This window comes from Mycolicibacterium moriokaense (genome assembly GCF_010726085.1).
GTDB classification, from domain to species: Bacteria; Actinomycetota; Actinomycetes; order Mycobacteriales; family Mycobacteriaceae; genus Mycobacterium; species Mycobacterium moriokaense.
Genome location: NZ_AP022560.1, coordinates 2,104,615 through 2,131,065 on the forward strand (window position 1 = coordinate 2,104,615; position 26,451 = coordinate 2,131,065).

At 66.6% G+C, this 26,451-nt stretch carries 20 protein-coding genes; 14 read left to right on the top strand and 6 right to left on the bottom strand.

The features are described 5' to 3' along the window. The first annotated feature begins 12 nt into the window (after window positions 1–12). The 3 genes from G6N43_RS10365 to G6N43_RS10375 are packed head-to-tail and all read left to right on the top strand — an operon-like array spanning window position 13 to window position 2,649. On the top strand, window positions 13–837 hold the full coding sequence (locus G6N43_RS10365) for a carbohydrate ABC transporter permease (protein ID WP_179968033.1): 825 nt from the start codon (window positions 13–15) through the stop codon (window positions 835–837). Between the two features lie 4 nt (window positions 838–841). Next, a complete protein-coding gene (locus G6N43_RS10370; protein WP_083152228.1) occupies window positions 842–2,047 on the top strand; it encodes an ABC transporter ATP-binding protein in 1,206 nt (401 codons plus the stop codon). Further along, window positions 2,044–2,649 carry a suppressor of fused domain protein gene (locus G6N43_RS10375; protein ID WP_083152225.1) on the top strand — a complete coding sequence of 202 codons (606 nt, stop codon included), beginning with the start codon at window positions 2,044–2,046 and terminating at the stop codon, window positions 2,647–2,649. The genes G6N43_RS10370 and G6N43_RS10375 overlap by 4 nt, the downstream gene beginning before the upstream one ends. A gap of 71 nt (window positions 2,650–2,720) precedes the next feature. On the opposite strand, the gene corA is transcribed toward G6N43_RS10375, so the two are convergent. Continuing rightward, the gene (gene corA / locus G6N43_RS10380) at window positions 2,721–3,824 is read right to left on the bottom strand and encodes a magnesium/cobalt transporter CorA (RefSeq protein WP_083152222.1); all 1,104 of its coding nucleotides are present in this window, start codon (window positions 3,822–3,824) and stop codon (window positions 2,721–2,723) included. Between the two features lie 152 nt (window positions 3,825–3,976). Here corA and G6N43_RS10385 point away from each other — a divergent pair, with 152 nt between their 5' ends. The 3 genes from G6N43_RS10385 to G6N43_RS10395 are packed head-to-tail and all read left to right on the top strand — an operon-like array spanning window position 3,977 to window position 7,046. Beyond that, window positions 3,977–4,966, top strand: coding sequence for a malate dehydrogenase (locus G6N43_RS10385; RefSeq protein ID WP_083152219.1), 990 nt, complete (start codon window positions 3,977–3,979; stop codon window positions 4,964–4,966). Window positions 4,967–5,014: 48 nt separating this feature from the next. Continuing rightward, window positions 5,015–6,196 carry an NAD(P)-dependent malic enzyme gene (locus tag G6N43_RS10390; RefSeq protein ID WP_179967992.1) on the top strand — a complete coding sequence of 394 codons (1,182 nt, stop codon included), beginning with the start codon at window positions 5,015–5,017 and terminating at the stop codon, window positions 6,194–6,196. A 7-nt stretch (window positions 6,197–6,203) separates the two neighbouring features. After that, window positions 6,204–7,046, top strand: coding sequence for a glycine betaine ABC transporter substrate-binding protein (locus G6N43_RS10395; RefSeq protein WP_083152216.1), 843 nt, complete (start codon window positions 6,204–6,206; stop codon window positions 7,044–7,046). A gap of 18 nt (window positions 7,047–7,064) precedes the next feature. Here G6N43_RS10395 and G6N43_RS10400 read toward each other — a convergent pair whose 3' ends face one another. Continuing rightward, window positions 7,065–7,895: an SDR family NAD(P)-dependent oxidoreductase gene (locus G6N43_RS10400; protein WP_083152213.1), complete on the bottom strand. Its 831-nt coding sequence runs from the start codon at window positions 7,893–7,895 to the stop codon at window positions 7,065–7,067. A gap of 150 nt (window positions 7,896–8,045) precedes the next feature. Between G6N43_RS10400 and G6N43_RS10405 the strand changes: the two genes are divergently transcribed. Then, complete coding sequence (locus G6N43_RS10405) at window positions 8,046–8,513, top strand: DUF417 family protein (protein ID WP_083152211.1); 468 nt, start codon at window positions 8,046–8,048, stop codon at window positions 8,511–8,513. On the opposite strand, the gene G6N43_RS10410 is transcribed toward G6N43_RS10405, so the two are convergent. Beyond that, window positions 8,488–12,153 (bottom strand): multifunctional oxoglutarate decarboxylase/oxoglutarate dehydrogenase thiamine pyrophosphate-binding subunit/dihydrolipoyllysine-residue succinyltransferase subunit, encoded by a 3,666-nt coding sequence (locus G6N43_RS10410; RefSeq protein WP_234810105.1) that lies wholly within the window; start codon window positions 12,151–12,153, stop codon window positions 8,488–8,490. The two genes, G6N43_RS10405 and G6N43_RS10410, sit on opposite strands and share 26 nt — an antisense overlap. Window positions 12,154–12,379: 226 nt before the next feature. After that, entirely contained in the window at window positions 12,380–13,120 is a 741-nt protein-coding gene (locus G6N43_RS10415; RefSeq protein ID WP_083152206.1) for a hypothetical protein, read from the bottom strand. Window positions 13,121–13,264: 144 nt separating this feature from the next. Between G6N43_RS10415 and G6N43_RS10420 the strand changes: the two genes are divergently transcribed. Further along, window positions 13,265–14,569: a multidrug effflux MFS transporter gene (locus tag G6N43_RS10420; protein WP_083152205.1), complete on the top strand. Its 1,305-nt coding sequence runs from the start codon at window positions 13,265–13,267 to the stop codon at window positions 14,567–14,569. Window positions 14,570–14,653: 84 nt separating this feature from the next. Continuing rightward, window positions 14,654–16,576 carry an MFS transporter gene (locus G6N43_RS10425; RefSeq protein WP_083152202.1) on the top strand — a complete coding sequence of 641 codons (1,923 nt, stop codon included), beginning with the start codon at window positions 14,654–14,656 and terminating at the stop codon, window positions 16,574–16,576. An 82-nt stretch (window positions 16,577–16,658) separates the two neighbouring features. On the opposite strand, the gene G6N43_RS10430 is transcribed toward G6N43_RS10425, so the two are convergent. Further along, window positions 16,659–18,011, bottom strand: coding sequence for an FAD-binding oxidoreductase (locus G6N43_RS10430; RefSeq protein ID WP_083152199.1), 1,353 nt, complete (start codon window positions 18,009–18,011; stop codon window positions 16,659–16,661). Further along, on the bottom strand, window positions 18,008–21,430 hold the full coding sequence (locus tag G6N43_RS10435; protein ID WP_083152196.1) for a TM0106 family RecB-like putative nuclease: 3,423 nt from the start codon (window positions 21,428–21,430) through the stop codon (window positions 18,008–18,010). The genes G6N43_RS10430 and G6N43_RS10435 overlap by 4 nt, the downstream gene beginning before the upstream one ends. Before the next feature lie 263 nt (window positions 21,431–21,693). Here G6N43_RS10435 and G6N43_RS10440 point away from each other — a divergent pair, with 263 nt between their 5' ends. The 5 genes from G6N43_RS10440 to G6N43_RS10460 are packed head-to-tail and all read left to right on the top strand — an operon-like array spanning window position 21,694 to window position 26,432. Continuing rightward, entirely contained in the window at window positions 21,694–22,521 is an 828-nt protein-coding gene (locus G6N43_RS10440; protein WP_163658064.1) for an ABC transporter permease, read from the top strand. After that, window positions 22,518–23,309, top strand: a complete 792-nt coding sequence (locus G6N43_RS10445) for an ABC transporter ATP-binding protein (RefSeq protein ID WP_083152190.1) — start codon at window positions 22,518–22,520, stop codon at window positions 23,307–23,309. Before G6N43_RS10440 ends, G6N43_RS10445 begins: the two co-directional genes overlap by 4 nt. After that, the gene (locus tag G6N43_RS10450; protein WP_083152187.1) at window positions 23,306–24,277 is read left to right on the top strand and encodes an ABC transporter substrate-binding protein; all 972 of its coding nucleotides are present in this window, start codon (window positions 23,306–23,308) and stop codon (window positions 24,275–24,277) included. Before G6N43_RS10445 ends, G6N43_RS10450 begins: the two co-directional genes overlap by 4 nt. Further along, window positions 24,274–25,227, top strand: a complete 954-nt coding sequence (locus tag G6N43_RS10455) for an asparaginase (protein ID WP_083152184.1) — start codon at window positions 24,274–24,276, stop codon at window positions 25,225–25,227. Before G6N43_RS10450 ends, G6N43_RS10455 begins: the two co-directional genes overlap by 4 nt. Next, complete coding sequence (locus G6N43_RS10460; protein ID WP_133056556.1) at window positions 25,224–26,432, top strand: M20 family metallopeptidase; 1,209 nt, start codon at window positions 25,224–25,226, stop codon at window positions 26,430–26,432. The genes G6N43_RS10455 and G6N43_RS10460 overlap by 4 nt, the downstream gene beginning before the upstream one ends. Window positions 26,433–26,451: the final 19 nt, after the last annotated feature.

Below are 26,451 nucleotides of genomic sequence, written 5' to 3' on the forward strand. Positions count from 1 at the left end.
ATGGGGGATCGGGTGACAGGGCGCCGCGCCACGGGGTGGATCGTCATCGACCTCCTCGTCGTGATCTACGCGTTGTTCCCGGTGTTGTGGATCCTGAGCCTGTCGCTCAAGCCGACGTCAAGTGTCAAGGACGGCAAGCTGATTCCGGCGCAGATCACGTTCGACAATTACAAGGGGATCTTCTCCGGAAATGCGTTCAGCTCGGCCCTGATCAACTCGATCGGGATCGGGCTCATCACCACGCTGATCGCGGTGGTCATCGGCGGGATGGCGGCGTATGCGGTCGCCCGTCTGGCATTCCCTGGTAAGCGGCTGCTCGTCGGAGTCGCGCTGTTGATCGCGATGTTCCCGCAGATCTCGCTGGTGACCCCGATCTTCAACATCGAGCGTCGGCTCGGGTTGTTCGACACGTGGCCCGGCCTGATCATCCCGTACATCACGTTCGCGCTGCCGTTGGCGATCTACACGCTGTCGGCGTTCTTCCGTGAGATCCCTTGGGATCTGGAGAAGGCGGCGAAGATGGACGGCGCCACGCCGTCGCAGGCGTTCCGCAAGGTGATCGCCCCGCTGGCCGCTCCGGGCATCGTCACCGCGGCCATCCTGGTGTTCATCTTCGCGTGGAACGACCTGCTGCTGGCGTTGTCACTGACCGCGACGCAGCGCGCGATCACGGCTCCCGTCGCGATCGCGAACTTCACGGGCAGTTCACAATTCGAGGAACCGACCGGGTCGATCGCCGCCGGCGCGATGGTCATCACCATCCCGATCATTATCTTTGTTCTCATCTTCCAGCGACGGATCGTCGCCGGCCTGACGTCCGGTGCGGTGAAGGGGTAGTTCGATGGCCGAAATTGTGTTGGACCGGGTGACCAAGAGTTACCCCAACGGCGCGACGGCGGTGAAGGAACTCTCGATCACGATCGCCGACGGTGAGTTCATCATCCTGGTTGGACCGTCCGGCTGTGGGAAGTCGACCACGCTCAACATGATCGCCGGCCTCGAGGACATCTCCTCGGGCGAGCTGCGCATCGGCGGCGAGCGGGTCAACGAGAAGGCGCCAAAGGACCGCGACATCGCAATGGTGTTCCAGTCCTACGCGCTCTACCCACACATGACCGTGCGCCAGAACATCGCGTTCCCGCTGACCCTAGCCAAGATGAACAAGGCCGAGATCGCGCAGAAGGTCGACGAGGCAGCGAAAGTCCTTGACCTGACCGAGCTTCTGGACCGCAAACCGGCACAGCTCTCCGGCGGCCAGCGGCAGCGGGTGGCGATGGGGCGTGCGATCGTGCGCAACCCCAAGGCGTTCCTGATGGACGAGCCGTTGTCGAATCTCGACGCCAAGCTTCGCGTGCAGATGCGGTCGGAGATCGCGCGGCTGCAGAACAAGCTCGGCACCACCACCGTCTACGTCACGCACGACCAAACCGAGGCCATGACGCTCGGGGACCGCGTGGTGGTCCTGCTCGCGGGGGAAGTGCAGCAGATCGGCACGCCTGAGGAGCTGTACAACCGCCCGGCCAATCTGTTCGTCGCGGGATTCATCGGATCTCCCGCCATGAATTTCTTCCCGGCGACAATCACCGACATCGGCGTGCGCCTGCCCTTCGGTGAGGTCACGCTGCCCCCGGGGACCCACGACCTGCTCGCCCGACGCAACGCCCCCAGGGACGTGATCGTCGGCCTGCGGCCCGAACATCTCGAGGACGCCTCGGTTTTGGATGGCTATGCGCGCATCAGCGCCTCGACGTTCGACGTGGCGGTCGATATGGTCGAGTCGCTGGGCGCCGACAAGTACGTGCACTTCAAGAGCGAGGGGGCCGGCGCACAGGCCGCTCAGCTCGCCGAGTTGGCCAACGAGTCCGGTGTCGGCGAGAACGAGTTCGTGGCACGGGTTTCCACCGAATCCCAGGCGAAAACCGGCGCCACGATCCAGCTGGCGTTCGATACCTCGAAGCTGACGATCTTCGACGCCGACACCGGCGGGAATCTGACTCTTCCCGACCACGCTGTCTCCCGCGAGCAGACGCCGCCGCAGGTCGAGTGATCGACGTCCTGGCGCAGGTGCGCGCGCACCTGCGCGAGCACTTCGCCGCCATCGGCATCACCGCCGAACCCGACGAGGCCAGCATCACGTTCCTGGGCGCCGAGAAGATCGATGTGCTGCGTTTCGGCCCAGACATGCGGTCGGGAATGGAAGGCGTCGTTCATTATGTGTCGCTGGGGTGTTCGCGACATCCGATGTTCGATCCGACCGAGATGGTGACCGACGCGCTGCACGGACCACGCGCCGAGGTGACGGTGACGCTGCGGGGCTCGTCACCGGCCGGCCTGGCCCGATCGTTGGCGGTGGTGGCGGCCGCGCCCGCGGTCGAAGGCCTGATACTCGAGCCCGATGCGCTGATCGATCTGGAGACGCCGCTGTGGGAGGGCGCTCCCTTTACCGCATTCCTGTTGAGCCGCAGCGATATTCACGATGTACCGTTGACGCCACCGCTGCCTCCGGTGACGGTGCTGGCCGCCACCCCCATCACCGCGACCGAGGCGGCGTGGGTGCGGCTTAAGGGCGCCGATGCCATGCGGGAGGCGTGGCAGCAGGATGGTGTCGACGTGTTCGATCCACGGCGGCGAGCCGCCAATCCGGCCTGAGCGGCGAGCCGCCAATCCGGCCTGAGCGGCGAGCCGCCAATCCGGCCTGAGCGGCGAGCCGCCAATCCGGCCTAGAGCCAGTGGTTGCGCCGGAACGCCCGGAACAACAGCGCGCAGATGATGACCATCACGGCCAGCACCGTGGGATAGCCGTACGCCCAGTGCAATTCGGGCATGTTGTCGAAGTTCATGCCGTAGATGCCCGCCAACGCGGTCGGCACCGCGGCGATGGCGACGTAGGCCGAGATCTTGCGCATGTCGATGTTCTGCTGCATCGCCACCTTGCCCGCCGCGGCCTGCACCAGTGAGCTGAGCATCTCGTCGTAGCTCGTGATCCGGTCGGACGCCTGAGTGTTGTGGTCGAGGACGTCGCGCATGTACCGGCGGACCTCGATCGAGATCAGGTCGTTGTGGTCGGTGCCGATGCGCTGCAATCCCACCGTCAACGGTGCGACCGCCCGGCGGAGTTCGACGACCTCGCGCTTCAACAGGTAGATGCATTCGATGTTGGTCTTGCGCGTCGGCGAGAAGATGTCTTCTTCCATGACGTCGATGTCGGTCTCGATCAGATCGGTGACATCGAGATAGCTGTCGACGACGTGGTCGGCGATCGCGTGCATGACCGCATATGGACCGAGTTTGAGGGTGGCGGGTGACGCGTCGAGCTTCTTGCGGACCCCGGTCAGCCCGCCGTGTTCGCCGTGGCGCACGGTGACGACGAAGTCGGGTCCGACGAAGATCATGATCTCGCCGGTCTCGACGATCTCGCGGGCCAGCGCGATGGATGCGTGCTCGACGTAGTTGACGGTTTTGAGCACCAGGAACAGCGTGTTGTCGTAACGCTCCAGCTTCGGTCGCTGGTGGGCGTGCACGGCGTCCTCGACGGCCAGTTCGTGCAGCCCGAATACATCGGCGACGGCCTGCATCTGGTGCTGGTCGGGTTCGTGCAGGCCGATCCAGACAAACGCCTCCTTGCCCGACGCCTCGAGGTCGCGCACCTTGTTCAGCGCCGCCGCGTGCGTGTACTTCCCGGGCAGCCGGATGCCCTCGCAGTACACGGCGCAGTCGACCATGGCGCGGGCGACGGGAACATGGATCGAGGCGGCGTCGGGCGCGGCGGCCTTGGAGCGGACGACGGGTCGCAGTGACGGAGGTAGTGGGCGAAATGAAGGCATCGGTCACTCTCCCCTGGTCAAGGCCAGCAGCGCCGGTCTTATCTGCCTTGGTGAATGCTACGCGGCACGCCCGAAACCGACCCTGCTAGTTTCGTCCCCGAAGGCACACGCCCGCGGTGCGGGCAACCACATCCGTCCAAGGAGCACCTCACGTGAGCACATCTCCCCTCAAGGTCGCGGTCACCGGCGCCGCCGGCCAGATCGGCTACAGCCTGCTGTTTCGTCTGGCCAGCGGCTCGTTGCTCGGCCCGGACCGCCCGATCGAGCTGCGTCTGCTCGAGATCGAGCCCGCGCTGAAGGCGCTCGAGGGTGTGGTGATGGAGCTCGACGACTGCGCGTTTCCGCTGCTGGCGGGCGTGGAGATCGGCGCCGACGCCAACAAGATCTTCAACGGCGTGAACCTGGCGCTGCTCGTCGGTGCGCGGCCCCGCGGCCCGGGCATGGAGCGCGGCGACCTGCTGGAGGCCAACGGCGCGATCTTCACCGCGCAGGGCAAGGCGCTCAACGAGGTGGCGGCCGACGACATCCGCATCGGCGTGACGGGCAACCCGGCCAACACCAACGCCCTGATCGCGATGAGCAATGCGCCCGACATCCCCAACGAGCGGTTCTCCGCGTTGACCCGACTGGACCACAACCGGGCGATCTCGCAGCTAGCGCGCAAGACCGGCGCCAAGGTCACCGACATCAAGAAGATGACGATCTGGGGCAACCACTCGGCCACCCAGTACCCCGACCTCTTCCACGCCGAGGTCAATGGCAAGAACGCCGCAGAGGTCGTCAACGACCAGGACTGGATCGAGAACGACTTCATCCCGACCGTCGCCAAGCGGGGGGCGGCCATCATCGACGCCCGCGGCGCCTCGTCGGCGGCTTCTGCGGCCTCGGCGACCATCGACGCCGCCCGGGACTGGCTGCTCGGCAGCCCCGAGGGTGACTGGGTCTCGATGGCGGTGCTGTCCGACGGCAGCTACGGCGTTCCCGAGGGCCTGATCTCCTCGTTCCCGGTGACCACGAAGGACGGAAACTGGTCCATCGTGCAGGGCCTGGACATCGATGATTTCTCCCGCACACGGATCGACAAGTCGACCGCTGAGCTGGCAGATGAACGCCAAGCCGTCACCGACCTGGGACTTATCTGAAACAGAGTCGATTAGGTTACCTACCAGTTCGAAAGTAACGTGAACGCCGTGTCCCAAGCGGTGAGAAACCTGTCAGATAAGAGACCTCCGATCGTCCTGCATGACGAGGAGATCTTCGCTGCTCACCTGGGCGGGAAGCTGTCGGTAGCGCACGAACCCCTGAACACCCAGCGTGCGCTGTCGGTCGCCTATACGCCCGGCGTAGCGCAGGTCAGTCGCGCGATCGCGGCCGATCACACGCTGGCTGCGCGCTACACGTGGGCCAGCCGCCTGGTCGCGGTGGTCAGCGACGGCAGCGCCGTCCTCGGCCTCGGCGATATCGGTCCCGCCGCGTCGCTGCCGGTGATGGAGGGCAAGAGCGCGCTGTTCAAGGCGTTCGCCGACTTGGATTCGATCCCGATCGTGCTCGACACCAAGGACCCCGACGAGATCGTCGAGACCCTGGTGCGCCTGCGTCCCACGTTCGGTGCCGTCAACCTCGAGGACATCTCGGCGCCCCGCTGCTTCGAGATCGAACGTCGCGTGGTCGAGGCGCTGGACTGCCCGGTCATGCACGACGACCAGCACGGCACGGCGATCGTCGTGCTGGCCGCGCTGCTCGGTGCGGCGGAGGTGCTCGGCCGCGACATCACGTCGTTGCGGGTCGTCGTCTCCGGCGCGGGTGCCGCCGGCGTCGCGTGCGCAAAGATCTTGCTGGCCAGGGGGATTCACGACATCACGCTGCTGGATTCGCAGGGCATCCTGCACAAGGACCGCGGCAACCTCAACCAGTACAAGGCCGAGATCGCCGCGCAGACGAATCCGAACGGGCTCTCAGGTGGCATTGCCGAGGCGCTGAAGGGCGCGGACGTGTTCCTCGGCCTGTCCGCCGGTGTGGTGCCCCCGGAGATCGTCGAGACGATGGCCCCCGACTCGATCGTGTTCGCACTGTCCAATCCGGACCCGGAGATCCACCCCGACGAGGCGAGGAAGTATGCGGCGGTGGTGGCAACCGGTCGCAGCGACTTCCCGAACCAGATCAACAACGTCCTCGCGTTCCCCGGCGTGTTCCGGGGTGCGCTGGACGCCGGGGCGCGCCGTATCACCGAGCAGATGAAGGTGGCAGCGGCCGAGGCGATCTTCTCGGTGGTGGGTGACGATCTCGCGGTCGACCAGATCGTGCCGAGCGTGCTGGATCCGCGGGTGGCCCCCGCTGTGGCGCAGGCGGTTGCCGCGGCGTCGGGGGCCTAGGTTCCGCGTGCGCCGGTTCGCCTGCGCGCTCGCAGCCCTCGTGCTGGTGGGCGTCGCCGGGTGCGCCGGTGACGAAGCGCAGCCGTCGGTCGCGGTCGGAGCGACCGACGATCCCGAGTCGGCGCTGATCGCGCACATCTACGCCGCAGCCCTGCGGTTCTACGGCAGCCCGGCACACGTCGCGGTGTCGCCGGACCCGCTGACGGAGCTGGACTCGGATGATGCGCGCGTGGTACCCGGCTTCACCGGTCGCCTGCTGCACAGGTTCGTCCCGGACTCGACGGCGCGCTCGGCGACCCAGGTGTACCGGGAGATGGTGTCCGCGCTGCCCGAGGGCATCGCGGCCGGCGACTATACCGAGTCGGCCGAGGACAAACCCGCGCTGGCGGTCACCGCAAAGACCGCCGAGGCGTGGGGCCGGGACTTGACCGCGGCGGTGCGCAACTGCGACGAACTCGAGACCGGCAAGGTGGACTCCGGGCTGGCCCCGCCGCGCGCGATCGGGACGTGCAAACTGCCGAAGCCCCGCGAATACCCCGACCGCGCAACGATGTTCGCAGCGGTCAAGTCGGGCCAGATCAACGCCGCGTGGACGTCGACGGCGGCGCCGTACATCCCGACCGAGCTGTTGATGCTGTCCGATCGCACGTCGTTGATCCGGGCCGAGAACCTGGTGCCGCTGTACCGACGCAACGAGCTCAACGAGTCGCAGGTGCTGGCCCTCAACGAGGTGGCCGGTGTGCTGGACACCGCCGCGCTTGCCGATATGCGCGCGCAGGTCGAGGACGGCACCGATCCGGGGCTCGTCGCAGGTGCGTTCCTCGACGAACACCCGCTGGGCGACTCCTAGCGCGTTGGCGGCAGTGACTCAGTGCGCGTTGGGCACGAGTCGTGACATCACGGTGGAGAACAGCCGCTGATAGCCGGATCCGGTGATGCGCACGATGAGGTCGAGCACCTTGGCGTCGGGGCCGACCAGCACGCGAGGCCGATTCTTGCGGACGGCGTCGAGGATGATCTGCGCGGCCTTCTCCGGTGTGGTGATCGTCAGCCTGGTGTCGAAAGTCTTTGTCAGACCTTCCTTGTCGACGCCCTCGGCGGCCGTCGAGTTGCGCATGATCGCGGTCTTGATGCCGCCGGGGTGCACGGTGGTCACCTTCACGGGATGGCCCGCGGCGACCATCTCCTGACGCAATGCCTCGGTGAAACCGCGCACCGCGAACTTCGCGGAGTTGTATGCCGCCTGGCCCGGCACCGAGAAGATGCCGAACAGGCTCGACACGTTGACGACATGACCGTCGCCCGATGCGATCAGATGGGGCAGAAAGATCTTCGTGCCGTTGACCACGCCCCAGTAGTCGACGTCCATCACTCGTTCGATGTCCTTGAACGGCGTGACCTCGACGTCGCCGACGTACGCGATGCCCGCGTTGTTGTAGATCTGGTTGACCTTGCCGAAGTGCTTGACGACGGAGTCGGCGTACAGCTCGAACGCCTCGCGCTCGGTGACGTCGAGCCGGTCGGCCTTCACCGGCGCGCCGATGGCCTTCAGCCTCTCCTCGGTGACCGCGAGCCCCTCGGTGTCGACGTCGCTGATCGCCACGCTGGCGCCGGAGCGGGCCAGTTCGATCGCCAGCGCCTGTCCGATGCCCGATCCGGCGCCGGTCACCACGGCGACCTTTCCTGCGAAGCCCTGCATACCACTCCTCGTGTCGGTTGCTCCGGCCAGATTAGTCGTTACCCGCGGTAGCGCATACGCGCACCCCAATGCCGAGCCGCTCGCTGTAACGCCCACCGACCTTCCTGCCACTAAGACGGGAGCCGGTATTGCCCGACGAAAGGGAGATTGATGACACCGAGTGCGGTTGCGCGCTTCGGACAGCTGGTCTGCCGATACGGCCTGGTGGTCGTGCTGGCGTGGATCGGGGTCGGCAAGTACGTGAAGATGGAAAGCCGAGTGCTCATCGAACACAGTCCGCTCATGTCATGGGTCTACGACTTCCTCAGCGTCGGCGCCGTCGCCGCGGCCCTGGGCACGATGGAGATCGTGTCCGCGGTACTGATCGCGCTGCGACCGCTATGGCCCACGTTGTCTGCGGCGGGCAGCGCGCTCGCGGTCATCCTGTTCGTCGGGACGCTGAGCTTCCTCTTCACCACCCCGGGCGTGGTTGCCACCCACGCCGGCGTACTGCCCGTGCTCAGCGGGATGCCCGGACAATTCCTGCTGAAGGATCTCGTCCTGATCGGCGTGGCGATTTGGACGCTCGGCGAGTCGCTGGAAGCACGCGCCGTTACGGCGCGAACGCCTCGTCGATGATCTCCTGCTGCTCGACCGCGTGCACCTTCGACGACCCTGACGACGGCGCCGACATCGCGCGCCGTGAAATCCGCTTGATGCCCGACAGCTTGTCCGAGCACACCTCGGGGAGCGTCAGCCCGAACGTCGGCCACGCACCCTGGTTGGCCGGCTCCTCCTGAACCCAGAAGTACTGCTCGACATTCGGGTACTGGTCCAACGTCTCGTTGAGCCGCCGCTTCGGCAACGGCGCGAGCTGCTCGATACGAACGATGGCCACATCTTCGCGCTCGTCCTTGTTCTTACGGGCCGCCAGCTCGTAGTAGATCTTGCCGCTCGTCAACAGCAGCCGCTTGACCTTGCTGCGGTCACCCGTGCCGTCGGTATAGGTGGGCTCTTCGAGCACCGAGCGGAACTTCGCCTCGGTGAACTCCCGCAGATCGCTCACGGCAGCCTTGTTGCGCAGCATCGACTTCGGCGTGAAGACGATCAATGGCCGGTGGATGCCGTCCAGACCATGCCTGCGAAGCAGGTGGAAGTAGTTCGCGGGCGTCGACGGCATCGCGATCGTCATCGACCCCTCGGCCCACAGCAGCAGGAACCGCTCGATGCGACCGGAGGTGTGGTCCGGACCCTGCCCTTCGTGGCCGTGCGGCAGCAGCAGCACGACGTCGGACAGCTGGCCCCACTTGGCTTCACCGGAGCTGATGAACTCGTCGATGATCGACTGCGCGCCGTTGACGAAGTCGCCGAACTGCGCCTCCCACAGCACAAGTGCGTCGGGGTTGCCGACCGAGTAGCCGTACTCGAAGCCCACCGCTGCGAACTCCGACAGCGCGGAGTCGTACACCATGAACTTGCCACCCGTCGGGGTGCCGTCGGGGTTCGTGGTCAGCAACTGCAGCGGCGTGAACTCCTCCCCGGTCGACCGGTCGATGATCACCGAATGCCGCTGCGTAAACGTGCCGCGGCGGGTGTCCTGCCCGGACAACCGGACCGTCTTGCCTTCTGCCACAAACGATCCCAGCGCCAGCAGCTCGGCGAACGCCCAGTCGACCTTACCCTCGTAGGCCATCTCGCGGCGTTTCTCCAGCACCGGCTTGACGCGCGGATGCACGTTGAAGCCCTCGGGGAATGCCAGGTGTGCATCGCCGATGCGGGCCAGCAGCGACTTGTCCACTGCGGTCTTCATCCCGGCGGGCACCATCTGGTCGGCCTCCACCGATGCACTCGGTGCGACCTCGTGTTTCTCGAGTTCACGAACCTCGTTGAACACCCGCTCCAGCTGACCCTGGTAGTCGCGCAGCGCGTCCTCGGCTTCTTTCATCGAGATGTCGCCGCGGCCGATCAGCGCTTCGGTGTACGTCTTTCGCGAACCGCGCTTGGTGTCGATCACGTCGTACATGTACGGCTGCGTCATCGACGGGTCGTCGCCCTCATTGTGCCCGCGCCTGCGGTAGCACAGCATGTCGATGACGACGTCCTTCTTGAACTTCTGCCGGAAGTCCATCGCCAGGCGCGCAACCCAGACACACGCCTCCGGGTCGTCGCCGTTGACGTGGAAGATGGGTGCGCCCACCATCTTTGCGACGTCGGTGCAGTACTCCGACGAACGCGAGTCGCCCGGCGACGTGGTGAACCCGATCTGGTTGTTGACGACGATGTGGATCGTCCCGCCGGTGCGGTACCCCCGCAGCAGCGCCAGGTTCAGCGTCTCGGCCACCACACCCTGTCCCGCGAAGGCGGCGTCGCCGTGCAGCATCATCGGCACGATCGAGAATTTCTTGGAACCGTCGACTTCTTCTCCGACGTCGAGCAGGTCCTGCTTGGCGCGCACGAGCCCCTCGAGCACCGGGTCGACGGCCTCGAGGTGCGACGGATTGGCGACCAGCGACACCGCAATGTCGTTGTCGCCGAACATCTGGATGTAGTTGCCGCTCGCACCGAGGTGGTACTTCACGTCACCCGAACCGTGGGCCTGCGACGGGTTGAGGTTGCCCTCGAACTCGCTGAAGATCTGCGAGTACGGCTTGCCGACGATGTTCGCGAGCACGTTGAGCCGGCCGCGGTGGGGCATGCCGATCACGACCTCGTCGAGCCCGTGTTCGGCCGCCTGGTCGATCGCCGCGTCCATCATCGGGATCACGGTTTCGGCACCCTCAAGCGAGAACCGTTTCTGGCCAACATATTTCGTCTGCAGGAAGGTCTCGAACGCCTCGGCGGCGTTCAGCTTCGACAGAATGTACTTCTGCTCGGCGACAGTCGGCTTCTCGTGCTTTACCTCGATGCGCTCCTGCAGCCACTTCTGCTGATCGGGCTCGAGGATGTGGGTGTACTCGACACCGACATGACGGCAGTACGCGTCGCGCAGCAACCCGAGCACGTCGCGCAGCTTCTTGCGCTCCGCACCGGCGAAGCCGTTGACCTTGAACTCGCGGTCCAGATCCCACAGCGTCAGACCGTGGCTGTTCACGTCGAGGTCGGGGTGGCTGCGGAACCGGGTCTGGTCCAGCCGCAGCGGATCGATGTCGGCCATCAGGTGGCCGCGGTTGCGGTACGCCGCGATCAGCTCGAGAACGCGGCCGTTCTTGTCTTCGATCGAGTCGGGGTTGTCCGTCCGCCATCGCACCGGCTCGTAGGGGATGCCCAGTTCGCGGAAGATCTCGTCGAAGAAGTCGTCGGACAGCAGCAGTTCGTGCACCGTGCGCAGGAAGTCGCCGGACTCCGCGCCCTGGATGATGCGGTGGTCGTACGTCGACGTGAAGGTCACCAGCTTGCCGACGCCGAGTTCGGCGATGCGTTCCTCGCTCGCGCCCTGGAACTCGGCCGGGTACTCCATCGCGCCGACACCGATGATCGCGCCCTGGCCACGCATCAGCCGCGGCACCGAGTGCACCGTGCCGATGGTGCCGGGGTTGGTCAGCGAAATGGTCACGCCGCTGAAGTCTTCGGCGGTCAGCTTGCCGTCACGGGCGCGTCGCACGATGTCCTCGTAACCGGCGAGGAACTGGCCGAAGCGCATGTTCTCGCAGTTCTTGATGCCGGCGACGACGAGCTGGCGGTTGCCGTCCTTACCCTGCAAGTCGATCGCGAGACCGAGGTTGATGTGTTCAGGGGTGATCGCGGTGGGCTTGCCGTCCACTTCGGCGAAGTAGCGGTTCATGTTCGGGAACTGCTTGACCGCCTGCACGACCGCGTAACCGATGAGGTGCGTGAAGGAGACCTTGCCGCCGCGCGTGCGCTTGAGGTGGTTGTTGATGACGATCCGGTTGTCGATCATCAGCTTGGCGGGGATGGCCCGCACGCTGGTCGCGGTCGGCACCTCCAGCGAGGCCGACATGTTCTTGACGACCGCGGCCGCGGCTCCGCGCAGAATCTGAGTCTCAGCGCCGTCCGGCGGGGCCGGCGCCGGGGCCGCCTTCGGCTTCGCAGGCGCGGATTCGGCCGGCTTCTCCTTGACGGGGGCGCTCTTGCTCTCGGCCGCTCTCGGCGGGGGTGCGGGCGCGGGCTCAGGTGCGGATTCGGGGGGCGCTACCGGCGCGGCCGTGCGCTGTCCGTTGCTGGTCTGACTGTCGGTGGTCGGCTCGGGGGAGTAGTCGACAAGAAATTCATGCCAACTCGGATCTACCGACGAGGGATCCTCGCGGAACTTGCGATACATCTCCTCGACCAACCACTCGTTCTGTCCGAATGGTGAAGGTGAGCTCACGGTAGCTACTCGCCTCGATTCCTTCGACTCATGCGAACGCGCCAGGCGTTCGCCGCCCATACTCTGCTGCAGTCATCGGGTACCCGCTATCTGCCGCCTAAAGGCTATCCCTCCTGCAACACCCACACCATGACAACGCCCTTATGGTCGTTGTGGTCCTACGCACCCCCGATTGCTGCTAGTCCCGCGGCGGCGGCAGGACGTGAATAGTCGCCGGCCAACGCGACGGCGGGGTGCCGAACGCCTTGCGGGCGTTGGACACGATGCGCTTGCCCATCAACCGGTTACCCACACCGCCGACGACGGCCCCGATGCCGACCGGCAGCAACTTCCCGAACGCGATCGCCCCACGCTTGAGCGTGTAGCGCTTGAGGAAGTACTTCAGCAGCCGCGAGTTCAGTTGCGAGACCGCAGGCAACGGCAGCGTCGCCGCGCCGTCGGCGATCCAGGAGCCGCTGGTGCGGCCCGGCCCCAACAGGTCGGCAACCGCGTGCTTGCTGTCCTCACCGACCAGTACCGCCAACACCAGGGCGCGTCGGCGCTCCCGATGATCGGCGGGTATCGCGAACACCTCCGCGACGGACAGCACGTAAAGCGACGTCGCCTCAAGGAAGACGACGGTCTCGCCGGCGACGGCCGACATGGCGGCCAGCGTCCCGATCCCCGGGAAGGCCGCCGCGGAGCCGACGGCCGCGCCGCTGGCCATCACCGCCGCGATGTAGTGCTTCTCGAGTTTGGCGACGATTTCCGCCGGCGTCGCACCGGGGCTCTGCTGGCGGAGGCGGTCGACGTAGGCCCTGACCGCTGGCGCCTGAACGCGTGCGCTGCGTTCGATGATCGCCGAGAGCACCTTCGCCGCAGCACTCGGACTTTCGTCCACGGTTGCGGGCAGGTTCTTGGCGCTTGACCGGGCACTCATGGCGGCCTCCCTGTCCTTACGGCTGGCCTTTCAGGCTAGCCCTATGTGAACGCACGACGACCGGCTACAGGTGCCCGGACGTGATCGCGCTCACTGTGCGCGACATCGGGAAGAAAATATTGAGAAGCGACGCTAACCATTTTCATGGCAACATCAACCTCTGTGGATGCAACGGCTACTGAAGCCGCCGGCGTAGCGGCGAAGTCGCCGAGCCGCGTCCGGATGGTCATCGTCCTGGGGCTGATGGTTGCGCTGGGCCCGTTGACCATCGACATGTATCTGCCCGCGCTACCCAAGATCGGCGAGGACCTCGGGGTGTCGTCGTCGGTCGCGCAGCTGACGCTCACCGGCACGCTGGCCGGTCTCGCGCTCGGGCAGCTCATCGTCGGGCCCCTGTCGGACTCGCTGGGCCGTCGCCGTCCGCTGATGGCCGGAATCGTGCTGCACATGCTGGCGTCGCTGCTGTGCCTGTTCGCGCCGAACGTGGCCGTGCTCGGGGTGGCACGCACGCTGCAGGGGGTTGGTGCCGCCGCAGCGATGGTGGTGGCGTTCGCCGTCGTCGGCGACCTCTTCGCCGAGTCGGCCGCAGCCACGGTCATCTCGAGGATCATGCTGGTGCTCGGCGCCGCACCGGTGATCGCGCCGTCGCTCGGTGCCGTGGTGCTGCTGAAGGCGTCGTGGCATTGGGTGTTCGCGGTGCTGGTGGTCATGGCGGGGGCGCTGCTGTTGGTGGCCGCGCTGGCATTGCCGGAGACGCTGCCGGAGTCCCACCGTCGGCCGCTGCATGTGCGCAGCATCGGGACCACCTATGTCGAGGTGCTGCGTGACGTTCGCTTCGTCGTGCTGGCCCTGGTCGCCGCGCTCGGCATGTCGGGCCTGTTCGCCTATATCTCGGGCGCAGCCTTCGTACTGCAAGGCCGGTACGGACTGGATCAACAGGTCTTCGCGCTCGTGTTCGGCGCGGGGGCCTTCGCGTTGATCGGGGCGACGCAGTTCAACGTCGTGCTGTTGCGCAGGTTCCCACCGCAGCGCATCGCGCTGTGGGCGTTGGCCGCGGCGTCGGCCGCCGGCGTCGTCTTCGTCGGCCTGGCGGTGACGCACACCGGTGGACTGTTCGGCTTCGTGCTCCCCGTGTGGGCGATCCTCGCCGCGATGGGCTTGGTCATTCCCAACGCCCCGGCGGTGGCGCTGGCCCGGCATCCCGACGCGGCAGGCACCGCGGCGGCGGTGCTCGGCGCGGCCCAGTTCGGCCTGGGCGCGGCGATCGCGCCTCTCGTGGGTGTGCTCGGCAACGACGAGCTTGCTCTCGCGGTGGTGATGACGGTCGGTATGGTGATTGCGTTGGTCGCTCTGTCGCTTACGCTGCGCTTGGGGGGCCAGCCGGCCTCCGGCCCTGAGAACAGAGCACAAGACGGCGTCATCGGCGACGCCGTCCCTGAGCCGGCCTGACAGTAACTCTGGCGGTTTTCCTGACTTGTCGGGATCAGCCGCCGTCCGTAGCGTCGGCTGGACGTTGAGTAATTAGTCGATGTGATGGATCAGACCCTGACTCCCCGGCACGACGACCGCGACTCCGGGATGCGGTGCGCTACGGCGAATCCGTGGCACGCCTTGTGGGCGATGCTGGTCGGCTTCTTCATGATTCTGGTCGACGCCACCATCGTCTCGGTCGCCAATCCGTCGATCATGACCGCGCTCGGCGCCAGCTACGACTCGGTCATCTGGGTGACGAGCGCCTACCTGTTGGCCTACGCGGTGCCGCTGCTCGTGGCGGGCCGGCTCGGCGACCGGTTCGGACCGAAGAACCTTTATCTGCTGGGCCTGACGCTTTTCACCATCGCGTCGCTGTGGTGCGGGCTGGCCGACACCATCGGCATGCTGATCGTCGCCCGCGTCGCGCAGGGCCTCGGGGCGGCGCTGCTCACGCCACAGACGCTGTCGACGATCACCCGCATCTTCCCAGCCGAGCGCCGCGGGGTGGCGATGAGTCTGTGGGGCGCGACCGCGGGCGTGGCGACCCTGGTCGGTCCATTGGCCGGCGGTGTGTTGGTCGACGGGCTCGGGTGGCAATGGATCTTTTTCGTCAACGTGCCGGTCGGCATCGTCGGTGTGGTCCTGGCGCTGCGGCTGATTCCCAATCTGGAGTCGCAGATGCAGCGTTTCGACCTGCTCGGTATGACGCTGTCCGGGATCGGCTTGTTCATGATCGTGTTCGCCCTGCAGGAGGGGCAGTCGCATGACTGGGCGCCGTGGGTGTGGGGCACGATCGCCGGCGGCATCGGCTTCATGGCCGCATTCCTGTTCTGGCAGTACGCCAATCCCACCGACGCTCTCGTCCCGCTGCGCATCTTCGGCGACCGCGACTTCTCGCTGTCCAATATCGGTGTCGCGACAATCGGTTTCGTCGTGACCGCGATGATCGTGCCGGTCATGTTCTACGCGCAGCAGGTGTGCGGTCTTTCGCCGACGCGTTCGGCGTTGGTGGTTGCCCCGATGGCGATCGCATCGGGTGTGCTCGCACCGTTGGTCGGGCGGATTGTCGACAGGTCGCATCCCCGGCCCGTGATCGGCTTCGGTTTCTCGCTGGTCGCGATCTCGATGACATGGCTGTCCTTCGAGATGACGCCGACCACCCCGATCTGGCGAATCGTGTTGCCCTTGACGGTCACCGGCGTCGGCATGGCGTTCATCTGGTCACCGCTCGCGGCGACCGCCACCCGCAATCTGCCGCCGCACCTGGCGGGCGCGGGTTCGGGCGTCTACAACACCACCCGCCAGGTCGGCTCGGTGCTCGGCAGTGCGGGCGTGGCGGCGTTCATGACGTGGCGCATCGGCGACGAGTTGCCGCCGATGGCTGCGGAGTTGTCAGGCGGCGACGACATGGCGATGGTGTTGCCCCCATTCCTGCAGGGGCCGTTTTCCGCCGCGATGTCGCAGACGCTGTTGCTGCCGGCGTTCATCGCATTGGTCGGCGTCGGCGCGGCGCTGTTCTTCCTCGGCTTCGGCGATCCGCGATCCACCCTGCTCGACTCCGAAAACGACGGCTACCCGGTCGATCCCGACGACGGATTCGCGCCCGACGAAGACGACTACGTGGAGTACACGGTGGTGTGGGATGGCGACGAATCGATGGTGGCGGATTCCGTGCCAGAATCCGATACCGAGCCGGTGGAATCCCGTGTCCCGCATGAGCCCTACGACGCGTGGCGTGACGGGCCCGACCTCGATGCGCCGCGCTGGCGACAGCAGGGGAGCATCCTGGACTTCCTGCGGGCCGAGTCTCGGGTGGTTTCCGCCGAGCCGATCGGTTTCGCGCACAACGGATTCCACGTCGACAAGGAACAGCGATTCCAGCCACTGCCGCGGGTCGAGGACGATACCCCGCCCGTTGGCCGCCACTCGCGGCACCACAGATCGTCCAGCGGTCGGCGTTACCGCGACGATCCCGACGACTAGATTTCTCTCCGCGAGCAGACGCGAAATCCCCCAAACACGACGCATTTTGGGGGTGTTTGCGTCTGCTCGCGAGGGGCCGGGACTAGCCGAACAGCACCGCGGGGTTGAGGTAGCCGGTCGGATCGAACGCCGCCTTCACCGCCCGCATCGCGGCGATGTCGGATTCGGTGCGCGACATGCCCACGTAATCCCGCTTGCGGGTGCCGACGCCGTGTTCGGAGCTGACGTTGCCGCCCAGCCGTGCGATGAGCGCCATCATCGCCGAATACAGGGCGTGTTCACGGTCGGGGTCCAGTACGCAGCGCACCAGGTTGAGATGCAGATTCCCCTCGCCGATATGGCCGAACAACACCGGGATGGCGTCCGGGGCGTGCTCGGCAACCAGCTCGACGGCTTGGGTCGCGAACTCCGCGATGGACGAAAGGGGCAGCGAGACATCGAATTTCAGCGGTGGCCCGTACACGCCGAGCACTTCGGCGATGGCCTCGCGCACCTGCCAGAGCCGCTGCTGAGCGGCCGCGTCGACGCCGACCGCGGGCTCACCGACCAGCTGAGCCTCCTCGAGCGCCTCGGCGAGCCGTTCGGTCTGGTCGGTGTCGCCGGCCAGTTCGATCAACAGCTGCCACGCGCCGTCGACGGGTGCCGACACCCCCGCGTGCTCAGCGGTCAGGACGCTGGCGCGGGCGTCGATCAACTCCAGCGCCGCGATGCCGTCCATCTCGCGGAAGCCGCGACCGGCGGCGATGAGCGAGTCCAGGTCGGCGAACCCGCATATCGCCGTGATGCGGCTCTTCGGCGCGGGATGCAGCCTCAGGTCCAGGCTGGTGATGACGCCGAGCGTGCCCTCGGCGCCGATGAACAGTGAGGCCAGGTCGTATCCGGTGTTGTCCATTCGGACCTGACTGTGGCGGCGCACGACGCTGCCGTCGGGCAGCGCCACGTCCAGGCCGATGACCTGTTCGCCCATGTTGCCGTAGCGAACCGTGCGCAGTCCGCCGGCGTTCGTCGACGCCATGCCGCCGACGGTGGCCGAATCGCGGGCGGCCAAGTCGACACCGAACACCAGCCCGGCCGCGGACGCCGCCCGCTGCACCTCGGCGAGCGTGACGCCCGCGCCCACTCGGATCCGCCGCTCCACGACGTCGACGTCGTCGATGTCACGCAGCCGCTCGGTGGACAACAACACGTCATCGTGTTCGGGCACCGTCCCGGCCACCAGTGAGGTTCGGCCGCCCTGAACGGTGACGTATTGGCCCGCATCGCGACACTCGCGCAGCACCGCCGCGACCTCATCGGCGGAGCCGGGCCGCACCAGCACACCCGCCCGCCCGCGGTAGCGCCCTGTGTGGTCCACGCTGCGGCTGGCGAGCACGTCGGCGTCGGCGCTGACATAGCCGGGCCCGACGATGTCGGCCAGCCGCTCGGTCAAGCTCACCCCGTGGGTTTATCACACGGGGTGAGCGACAGGTACGCCCCCAGCTCGACAAGCCGATCGGGGGAGCCGGGCAGGTATTCGGTCAGCAGCGGCGACTGCACGATGACGCTGAGGTACTTCGCGCGGCTCACCGCGACGTTGAGACGATTCCGGTTGAGCAGGAATGCGATTCCGCGAGGGACGTCGTCGGCCGACGAGGCCGTCATCGAGATGAACACCACCGGCGCCTGTCTGCCCTGGAACTTGTCGACGGTGCCGACCTCGACATCCGTCAGCCCCGCGCTGTCGAGCCGCCTGCGAAGGGTCACGACCTGCGCGTTGTAAGGCGTGACGACCAGCACATGTTCCTGCGTCAGCCCCACCGTGCCTTTTTCGTCGGTCCAGGCGGTGCCGAGCAGATCGCGGATCTCGGCGACGATCGCGTCGGCTTCCTCGGGGCTGTCGGTGGAGTTCCCGGTGTGCTCGACGGTGAGTACGCGCACCCCGGGCGGGTGTCCGGCAAGGCTGCGCGCCGCCGTCACCTCGTCGAACGACTGCAGCCTGCCGTCGTAGGACAGCCGGGACACCGCCGCGCACACGGCCGGGTGCATGCGGAAGGACCGATCGAGGAAGTAGCCGAATTCGGCTGGCAGCGTGTGATTTCCGTCGATCAGCCAGCCCAGGGCCGACGCGTCGACGGGTTCGGGATGGGTGCCCTGGCTGACCTGCGGCAGCTGCTGCGGGTCGCCGAGCAACAACAGGTTGTGCGCCGACGGCGCGACCGCGATGGTGTTGGCGAGGTTGTACTGGCCAGCCTCCTCTACGACCAGCAGATCGAGCGACCGTCGCGGAATCTTGTTGGCGTTGGCGAAGTCCCACGCCGTACCACCGACGACGCAGCCCACTTTCCGATCGGCGTGGTCGGCGATGTAGCCGGCGAACTCGGAATTCTCCAGGTCGGTCCAGCCCGAGTTCACGGTGTTGAACTTCTTTGCGACCTGGTTACCGTCGACGCCCGCGGTCAGTACGTCACGGAACAGGTTCTCGACCACCGCATGCGACTGCGCCACCACGCCGACGCGCCACGCGTGCTCGTTGACCAACCGCGCGAGCACCCTCGCCGAGGTATATGTCTTCCCGGTGCCCGGCGGCCCGTGCACCGCGAGGTAAGACGAATCGAGATCCAGCAGCGCGGCGGTCATGTCGTCGGCGATCACGCCGCTGCGGGGCAGTTCGCCGCCGCTCTTCGTGCGCGGGGGGCGTCGCAACAGGATGTCGGTGACGCCGTCGACTGGCAAGTTTGGAAGGCCCGCGGCCACCGCGAGCGCAGTTTGTTCGATGGACTCCTGCAGAGGTTTGGTGTTGAACGGCGGACCCGGTGTCAGCGCGAACGGCAACTGATCGAAGACGTCGCCGCCCTTGGGTTGTCGTTCGATGATCAGCGCCTCGGTAGGCGCCTCGGGGTTGTCACATCCGACGACTTGCACCGTTCCGTAGCCGCGGCGGTCGGGATCGTCGGCAAGGCCTGCGGGTGCGGGCGGGTCGTACAACGCGTACATCTCTTGGCACAGTTCGCCGTTCGCGACGCCGCCGATCAGCCGCACGTGCCGTTGTGGCTTACGCGCCTTGGGCGGCTGATGCCAGTCGTTGACGATGATCGCGTTCTCGGCGATGAACACGTCGCTGTTGTCCGCCCACTCTTCGATGGGATTGTTGACGCGGTCGAAGTGAGCCCACCAGAACGGCTTGTCCTCCCTACGGTGAAAACCCCTGGCGGCGGCCACCATTGCCACGGCGGTCTGTTCGGCGGTGCGCGGCTCTACACCGTCACCAGCGAACTTCAGCAGCTTGCGTTCGAGGTCGTCGCCCAGTTCGATGACTTCCTCGTTGCGAACCGGCTGCGGACCGCGCGGAGGGACACCGGATTCGATTGCGCGCGCCATCAACCAGTCGCGCAGGCGGCGCGTCGACCTGCAGTCGTAGACGTTGTAGTCCTCGATCTGTTTGAGCACACCCGCAGCTTCGTCGACCCGCCCCTCGTCGCGCAGCGCGCAGTAGCGCGCGTACTGCGTGATGGAATCGGCCGCCGTGGTGACCTCGCCGCTGCGCAGCTCGTTACCCATGTACAGCGGTTCCAGCGATTTGATGCTGTAGTTCTCGGTGCCGACCCGAATGCTCTTGCGCACCAACGGGTACAAGTCGACGAGGATGCCGTTACGCAGCAGATCGTCGATGTCGTTCTCGCCGACGCCGTACCTGCCGGCCAGCCGGAGCAACGTGCTCTTCTCGTACGCCGCGTAGTGGTAGATGTGCATTCCGGGGTATCGCTTGAGCCGCTTGCGCACCATCGCGAGAAAGTCGATCAGCGCCTGGCGTTCGCTGGCCCGGTCGTGTGCCCAGAACGGGTGGAACTCGTCGTTGACCGTGAGCACGCCCCACAGGTACTCCAGACCCCACTCCCCGCCGTCGACGGTCCACAGCGGGTCACCCTCGAAGTCGAAGAACAGGTCTCCCTTGTTGGCGTCCGGCAGCACCATCAACGGTTGCGCATCGACGACCTGATACGGCGGCTTACCGTCGATCCGCGGTGCGATCTGCAGCCGCGCCTGCTCCGTCAACGCCGCCACGGTGCGCGCCGACAGTTCGGGCACGGTCCCGGTATGAGCGGCGAGTTCGGCGACGGTGGTGATGCCCGCGTCGATAAGACGGGATCGCTGGCTGACCCGCATTCCCGCCACGAGCAACAGGTCGTCGGTGGCGCGGACCTGAATTTCGCACTCCGGGCACCGAAAACACGCCCGCACATCCTCGTCCTCCCATGCGACCGCGGTACCGGAGGCGAGGTGGTCGTCGAGCAGCTTCTGCAGGGCGGTGCGCCTGGCTAGGTACACCGGAAGCAGTTCGTCGACGCGGTATCGGGCGGTGGCGCCGTCGCCGAGCACCAACTCGACCTCGGAGGCCACCGGTACGCCCGCACGGGTCAGCGCGTCGGCGTAGGCGGCGAGCTGCAGCAGCGCCTCGACCTTGACCGAGCGCGCGAGCTTGGTGTCGCGCAGCACGTACTCGTCGGAGTCCAACACCAGGAAGTCGGCGAAGCCGGCGAACCGGCCGTCGAACATCGCGGCCTGATAGATCACCGGGGCACGGCGTTCGACGGTGCGCATGGTGGCCTCGGCCGCGGCGGTCAGCCCGTCGACGGTGTAGGGCGGCCGGCCGATGATCGCGATGTTGTCCCGGTTCGACTCGCGGAGCTCATCGAGGTGGCGCTGCTCGTGTTGGTCGCCGAGCTCGGCGGTGCGGGCGAGTAATTCGTCTTCGACGGCGACGGAGGGCCCGCGTCCCAGCTTCGCGTCGAACGCACGCAGCAGGGCGTACTCACAGCGGGCAGCCGCTGCGAGATCCGAGGCGCTGTAGATGACGCTGTCGCCGGAGACGAACACGCTGCCACTGTAGGTGAGCCCTACGACACCTCTTCCGCATCACACGACCGTCTGCAAGATGACTTCTACTCGTCGTGAGTGCAATTGGCGACGGCCTCTACGGGTGGCGCAAAGCGCCTCTAGGCCAGCTTTCCCGCAGGTCGCTTCTTCTTCGGGGTGGCGGGATGCCTGAACGAAGCGGTCGTGCCCGCAGTGCGTGCCGCGCGACGACTTCGATCCTGCATACCGTTGCCGCCGACGAGACCAGGCGGAGGGGGTGCGAGATGAGTCTAACGGCGCCCGCCCCCACGCGGCCGGTTCCGTCGGTTGCGGCGACGAAGCAACGGTGGTCGAGTCGCCGACTGGCCGCGGTCCTGCCGGTCATCAGCATCGTGGGCGCACTCGTCGTTTGGGACCTCGTTGTGCGCGTCGGACTCTTCTCGCCGAGTCTCCTGCCGTCACCGGCCGCCGTCGCCGAGGCGGCGCGCCAAATGCTCGAGCAAGGCACCTTGCTGGCCGATGCCGCCGCGAGCTTCCGGCGCGCGGTGTCGGGTTTCCTCCTCGGTTCGACGATCGCCATCATCGTGGCGGCTTTCACGGGACGGAGCCACATCGCCCGTGGGCTGCTCGAGCCGCTCATTCAGGTGCTGCGGCCGATACCGGCCATCGCGCTGGTTCCCCTGGCGATCTTGTGGTTCGGCATTGGCGAGGAGTCAAAGCTGTTCCTGACCACCCTCGGGGTTTTCTTCCCGGTGTGGGTCAACGCCCACGCGGGGATCGCGTCCACCCGCGAGGACTATCTGCGCGTCGCAGCATGTGTGGGAGCGTCGCGTCGTCAGGTGTTCGGTTCGGTCGTGCTGCCGTCGGCGATGCCGTTCATCCTTACCGGCCTCCGGCAGGGCATTGCGATGTCGTTGATCCTGATCGTCGCGTCCGAGCAGGCGGGTGTCACCGAAGGATTGGGGTTCCGGCTCGACCAGGCGCGCCTGTTCAGCCAGCCTGACCGGCTCTTTGTCTGCCTGGCCGCGCTCGGCGTCATCGGCGCTCTGACCGATCAGGTGTTCCACCGGCTTACCCGCCGTTACGTGCGCTGGTCCACGGAGCAGGCATGACCGGTGCCCGCATCGACGTTCGCGCACTGGCCGTCGCCTACCCCGGGACGGTCGAACCGGTGCTGTCCGATTTGGATCTCGTGATCGAGCCGGGGGAGTTTCTGGCCATCCTCGGTCCTTCTGGATGCGGAAAGTCCACACTGCTCAACGCGATTGCGGGTTTCGTGCGCCCCAGTGCGGGCGCGGTGTACTTCAACGGGACACCGGTGATCGGGCCCGGCCGCGAGCGGGGGGTGGTGTTCCAGCGCGACATCCTGTTCCCGTGGGCGAGCGTCGAGAAGAACGTCGGCTTTGCGCTTCGCGCCGCACACGTTCCACGAGCACAACGGCGAGCGTGCACGGTTTCGCTGCTCGAAGCCGTCGGGCTGTCCGCCGCGGTGCTACGCAGGTTGCCGCACGAATTGTCCGGCGGTATGCGCCAGCGGGTCGGGATCGCCCGCGCGCTCGCCAACAAACCGCAGGTGCTGCTGATGGACGAACCGTTCGGGGCGCTCGACGCCCAAACGCGTTCGCAGATGCAAGATCTCGTATCAGACCTGTGGGAGCGGACAGACACCACCATCGCCTTCGTCACCCACGACGTCGACGAGGCTTTGCGGGTGGCATCGACCGTCGTCGTGCTTGGTGCGCACGGCGCGGTCGTGGACCGACTCGACAACCCCTTACCCCGTCCTCGCCCGGCAGGGACGATCGGCGAATTCGCCGACTATCCCGCCCTGCGTCGCAGGTTGCACGAACGGCTCCGACCAGACCCGCAACCTTTGATAATGAATGGAGATCGGCGATGACCGTTGAATCGCGACTACGCACCGCGGCGGCCCTGGTGCTGTCGATCGTTCTCGGGGTGACTGTCACCGCGTGTGGCGGATCAAAACCGACGCCAGGTGAACTGACAGTCGCCTGGGTCGTCGATCCGTGCTGGGCGCAGGTACCGGTCGCCGAGGACCTGGGCTTCTTCGCCGACGCGGGAGTGACGGTGAAGGTGGTGCCATTCCCGACCGGCGCCGCGGCGCTGGAGGCTCTCGCAGGTGGTGCCGTCGACGTCGCCAACGGCGGCGACGTGCCCACTTCGGCCGCGGCACTCAAGAACCAGCGGCTGCGCATCATCGCCGACGGGGCCCGTTGGGACGGTGGACGATTCGTCGTCCGGAAATCTTCGGATATCACCACCATTCCCGACCTCGCGGGCCGGCGTATCGCGGTGCCGCTCGGCAGCAGCGCGCACTACTTCGCGACGAAATTCCTGACCCAGGCAGGTGTCCAGGCCGAACTCATCCAGACCGGGCCCGGTGAGATCCCAGGCGCGATCGGGAACCGAGATGTCGACGCGGTGGCGGTGTTCCAGCCAGCACTCGCCAAGGCGGTCGAGGCGCTGAACGGCGATTCGCTGGAACTGCAGGGATCGCCGAAGTACAACCAGCACAGTCTCTATCTGGCCAATGAGAACACCATCGCGGCCAAGAAACCCGAGCTGGCCAAGTTCCTTTCCGCCGTCGCCGAGGCCGACGCTCCGCTGACGGATCGGACCCCCGAAGCGATGGCTGCGGTGGCGAAGGCTACTGCACTGGACGAGACGCTGGTGGACAACGTGCTGCGTGAGTTCGTGTTCAAAGTCGAGTTGGGGCCGGAACTTGCCGCCGACCTCGCCGATCGCGCGCGCTGGGCACAAGGGCTAGGGCGTATCCCCGCGGATGCGCAGATCCCCGACTATCAGACCCGTATCGACGCCTCGGTGCTGGGAAGCAACGAGCAATGACGCTGCACCTCGTTGGACTCGGTGGCACCATCTCGATGCACGATACGGATCGTGGTGCTGTGCCCTCGGCGGATGCCAGCGAGATCGCCGCTCGCACAGGTGGTTTCGCGACTGCGGAAAGCCTCGAAGTGCTCGGCGGATCGGAGGTGGATTTCCCGCATCTCGAGCGGCTGGTCGCCGCGGTGACCAGGCTCATCGACACCGGCGCGCACGGCGTCGTCGTCACCACCGGGACAGACTCGATCGAGGAGGTGTCGGCGTGGCTGTCCTACCGGGAGCAGTGGCCGATCCCCGTCGTCGTCACCGGTTCGATGGTTGCCGGTGCCCGTTCCGACAGTGACGGCGCGGCGAACCTCGCCGACGCGCAGGCTGTTGCCGACGGTATAACGGTCGACCCCGTCGTCGTCTTCGCCGGCCGCATCTTTTCGGGCCGCGAGGTGATCAAGACGTCGGGGGTGGAGCGCGATGCCTTCGGCGCCCCCGGCCGTGGTGCGCTCGGCATCGTGAACTCCGGTGAGGTTCGCTGGCATCGGGTGCCCGAGCGGCGCAAGGCGCATGGCGCACCGATTCACCCGATCCGGCCGGTGCCGATCGTGGCGACCGGACTCGGCGATGACGGCGCGTTGCTCGCCGCGGCGGGTGAGCGGCATCCCGCAGTCGTAGTGGCGGCCAACGGCGCTGGGAATCTGCCGCCGCGGTCGGCCGAGATCGCCATTGAGCTCGTAGCCAACGGGGTGTTGGTTGTCGTCACGACCCGGGCACCCGATGCCCGCGTAGGTGCCCGCTACGCCTATCCGGGCGGCGGGGCGACCCTTGTCGAGGGGGGCGTGCTGTTGGCATCGGGACTCTCGCCGCATCGAGCCCGATTGCTCGTCACGTTGGGCCTCGCGCAGGGCCGCGATCTTAACGGCCTACGTGCGCTCGTGAACTCGGAGGCGGAACAACCGTGACAGCAACAGGATTGCCCGTCGATCAGCGTCAGATCATCGACCTGATCACCACTCTGGTGGCGGCCGGACAGCCGTGGTGCGAGAACAGTCTGGACGGCCCAGCGCGGCCGCCGGAAGAGGTCCGCATCGCCGAACCAGTCGCACGGTTGCTGCGCGAGTGGGGTTTCGACGTGACTCTCGTCGGTCGCACCCCGACTCGACCGAATGTCATCGCAATGCGGCGCTTTGGGTCCGGCCCAGTGCTGATGCTCAACGACCATCTCGACACCTATCCATCCGGCCCGCCGAGCCGTTGGACGGTGTGCTCCGAAAGTCCTTACCGTGCAGTCGAACTCGGCGGACGTGTCTATGCGCGTGGGACGTCAGACACCCGCGCCAATCTAGCCGCGCTACTGACCGCTGCGAAGCGGGTGGCCGCCGATCCGCCCGAAAGTGGCACGTTGCTGGTGGTGCTGACCGTCGACGAAGAGCGCAACGGCGTCGACGGCTCGTGCTACCTCCTCGAGAACAACTTCATCGCCCCCGACGCGTCCATCACCGTCGAGCCCACCGCGTGGACGGAAGACGGGCGGTGGGGAATCGCACTGGCCACCGCGCAGACGGGTCACGCGCTGCTGGACATCACCGCGCGTGGGGTCGCCAGCCACATCTGGCGACCCGATACGGGCGTCAACCCGGCCAAATTCCTGGTCGACGCGCTCGCCGACGTCACCGCTGTTCCCGTCGCCGACTGGCCGATCTCGATCGTCGGGCTGGATGCGGGGGAAGCTGGGATGGCGCAGTTCACGCCGATCGAAGCACGCGCCCGGGTCGCGGCGGTGAACATCGGACCCGACGTCGACAGTGCGGATGTCCTCATTGCGTTTCACCAGCGCCTTGCTGCGCTCGCCCCGGCGGGTATCGAGGTTTCGGTGGAATACGTGCCCGGCCCGACGTTCGTCGCGGGAACGCTGCCGGTGGCCGTTGCGCATCCGCTCGTGCAGGCCATCGACGCGGCTTACGCAGACGTGGTCGGCGAGGATGTGCGGCACTACACGAAACCGGCGTTCAACGACACGATCCGGTTCCGACACGCCGGCATCCCGGCGGTCACCTTCGGTCCCGGGGACGACGGCTGGGCCGTCTACGACGAGAGCATTCGGGTGGAAGCTACGGTCACGGCGGTACACATCCTCGAGAACGCCATCCGCCGATTCCTCACGTAGTACGACGGAGTGGGACGAG

Coding starts and splice junctions, on each gene's coding strand:
- G6N43_RS10405 (WP_083152211.1), top strand. CDS start 8,046: ATGACACCGAGTGCGGTTGCGCGCTTCGGACAGCTGGTCTGCCGATAC.
- G6N43_RS10415 (WP_083152206.1), bottom strand. CDS start 13,120: ATGAGTGCCCGGTCAAGCGCCAAGAACCTGCCCGCAACCGTGGACGAA.
- G6N43_RS10370 (WP_083152228.1), top strand. CDS start 842: ATGGCCGAAATTGTGTTGGACCGGGTGACCAAGAGTTACCCCAACGGC.
- G6N43_RS10445 (WP_083152190.1), top strand. CDS start 22,518: ATGACCGGTGCCCGCATCGACGTTCGCGCACTGGCCGTCGCCTACCCC.
- G6N43_RS10450 (WP_083152187.1), top strand. CDS start 23,306: ATGACCGTTGAATCGCGACTACGCACCGCGGCGGCCCTGGTGCTGTCG.
- G6N43_RS10400 (WP_083152213.1), bottom strand. CDS start 7,895: ATGCAGGGCTTCGCAGGAAAGGTCGCCGTGGTGACCGGCGCCGGATCG.
- G6N43_RS10420 (WP_083152205.1), top strand. CDS start 13,265: ATGGCAACATCAACCTCTGTGGATGCAACGGCTACTGAAGCCGCCGGC.
- G6N43_RS10410 (WP_234810105.1), bottom strand. CDS start 12,153: ATGTATCGCAAGTTCCGCGAGGATCCCTCGTCGGTAGATCCGAGTTGG.
- G6N43_RS10455 (WP_083152184.1), top strand. CDS start 24,274: ATGACGCTGCACCTCGTTGGACTCGGTGGCACCATCTCGATGCACGAT.
- corA (WP_083152222.1), bottom strand. CDS start 3,824: ATGCCTTCATTTCGCCCACTACCTCCGTCACTGCGACCCGTCGTCCGC.
- G6N43_RS10440 (WP_163658064.1), top strand. CDS start 21,694: ATGAGTCTAACGGCGCCCGCCCCCACGCGGCCGGTTCCGTCGGTTGCG.
- G6N43_RS10425 (WP_083152202.1), top strand. CDS start 14,654: ATGGATCAGACCCTGACTCCCCGGCACGACGACCGCGACTCCGGGATG.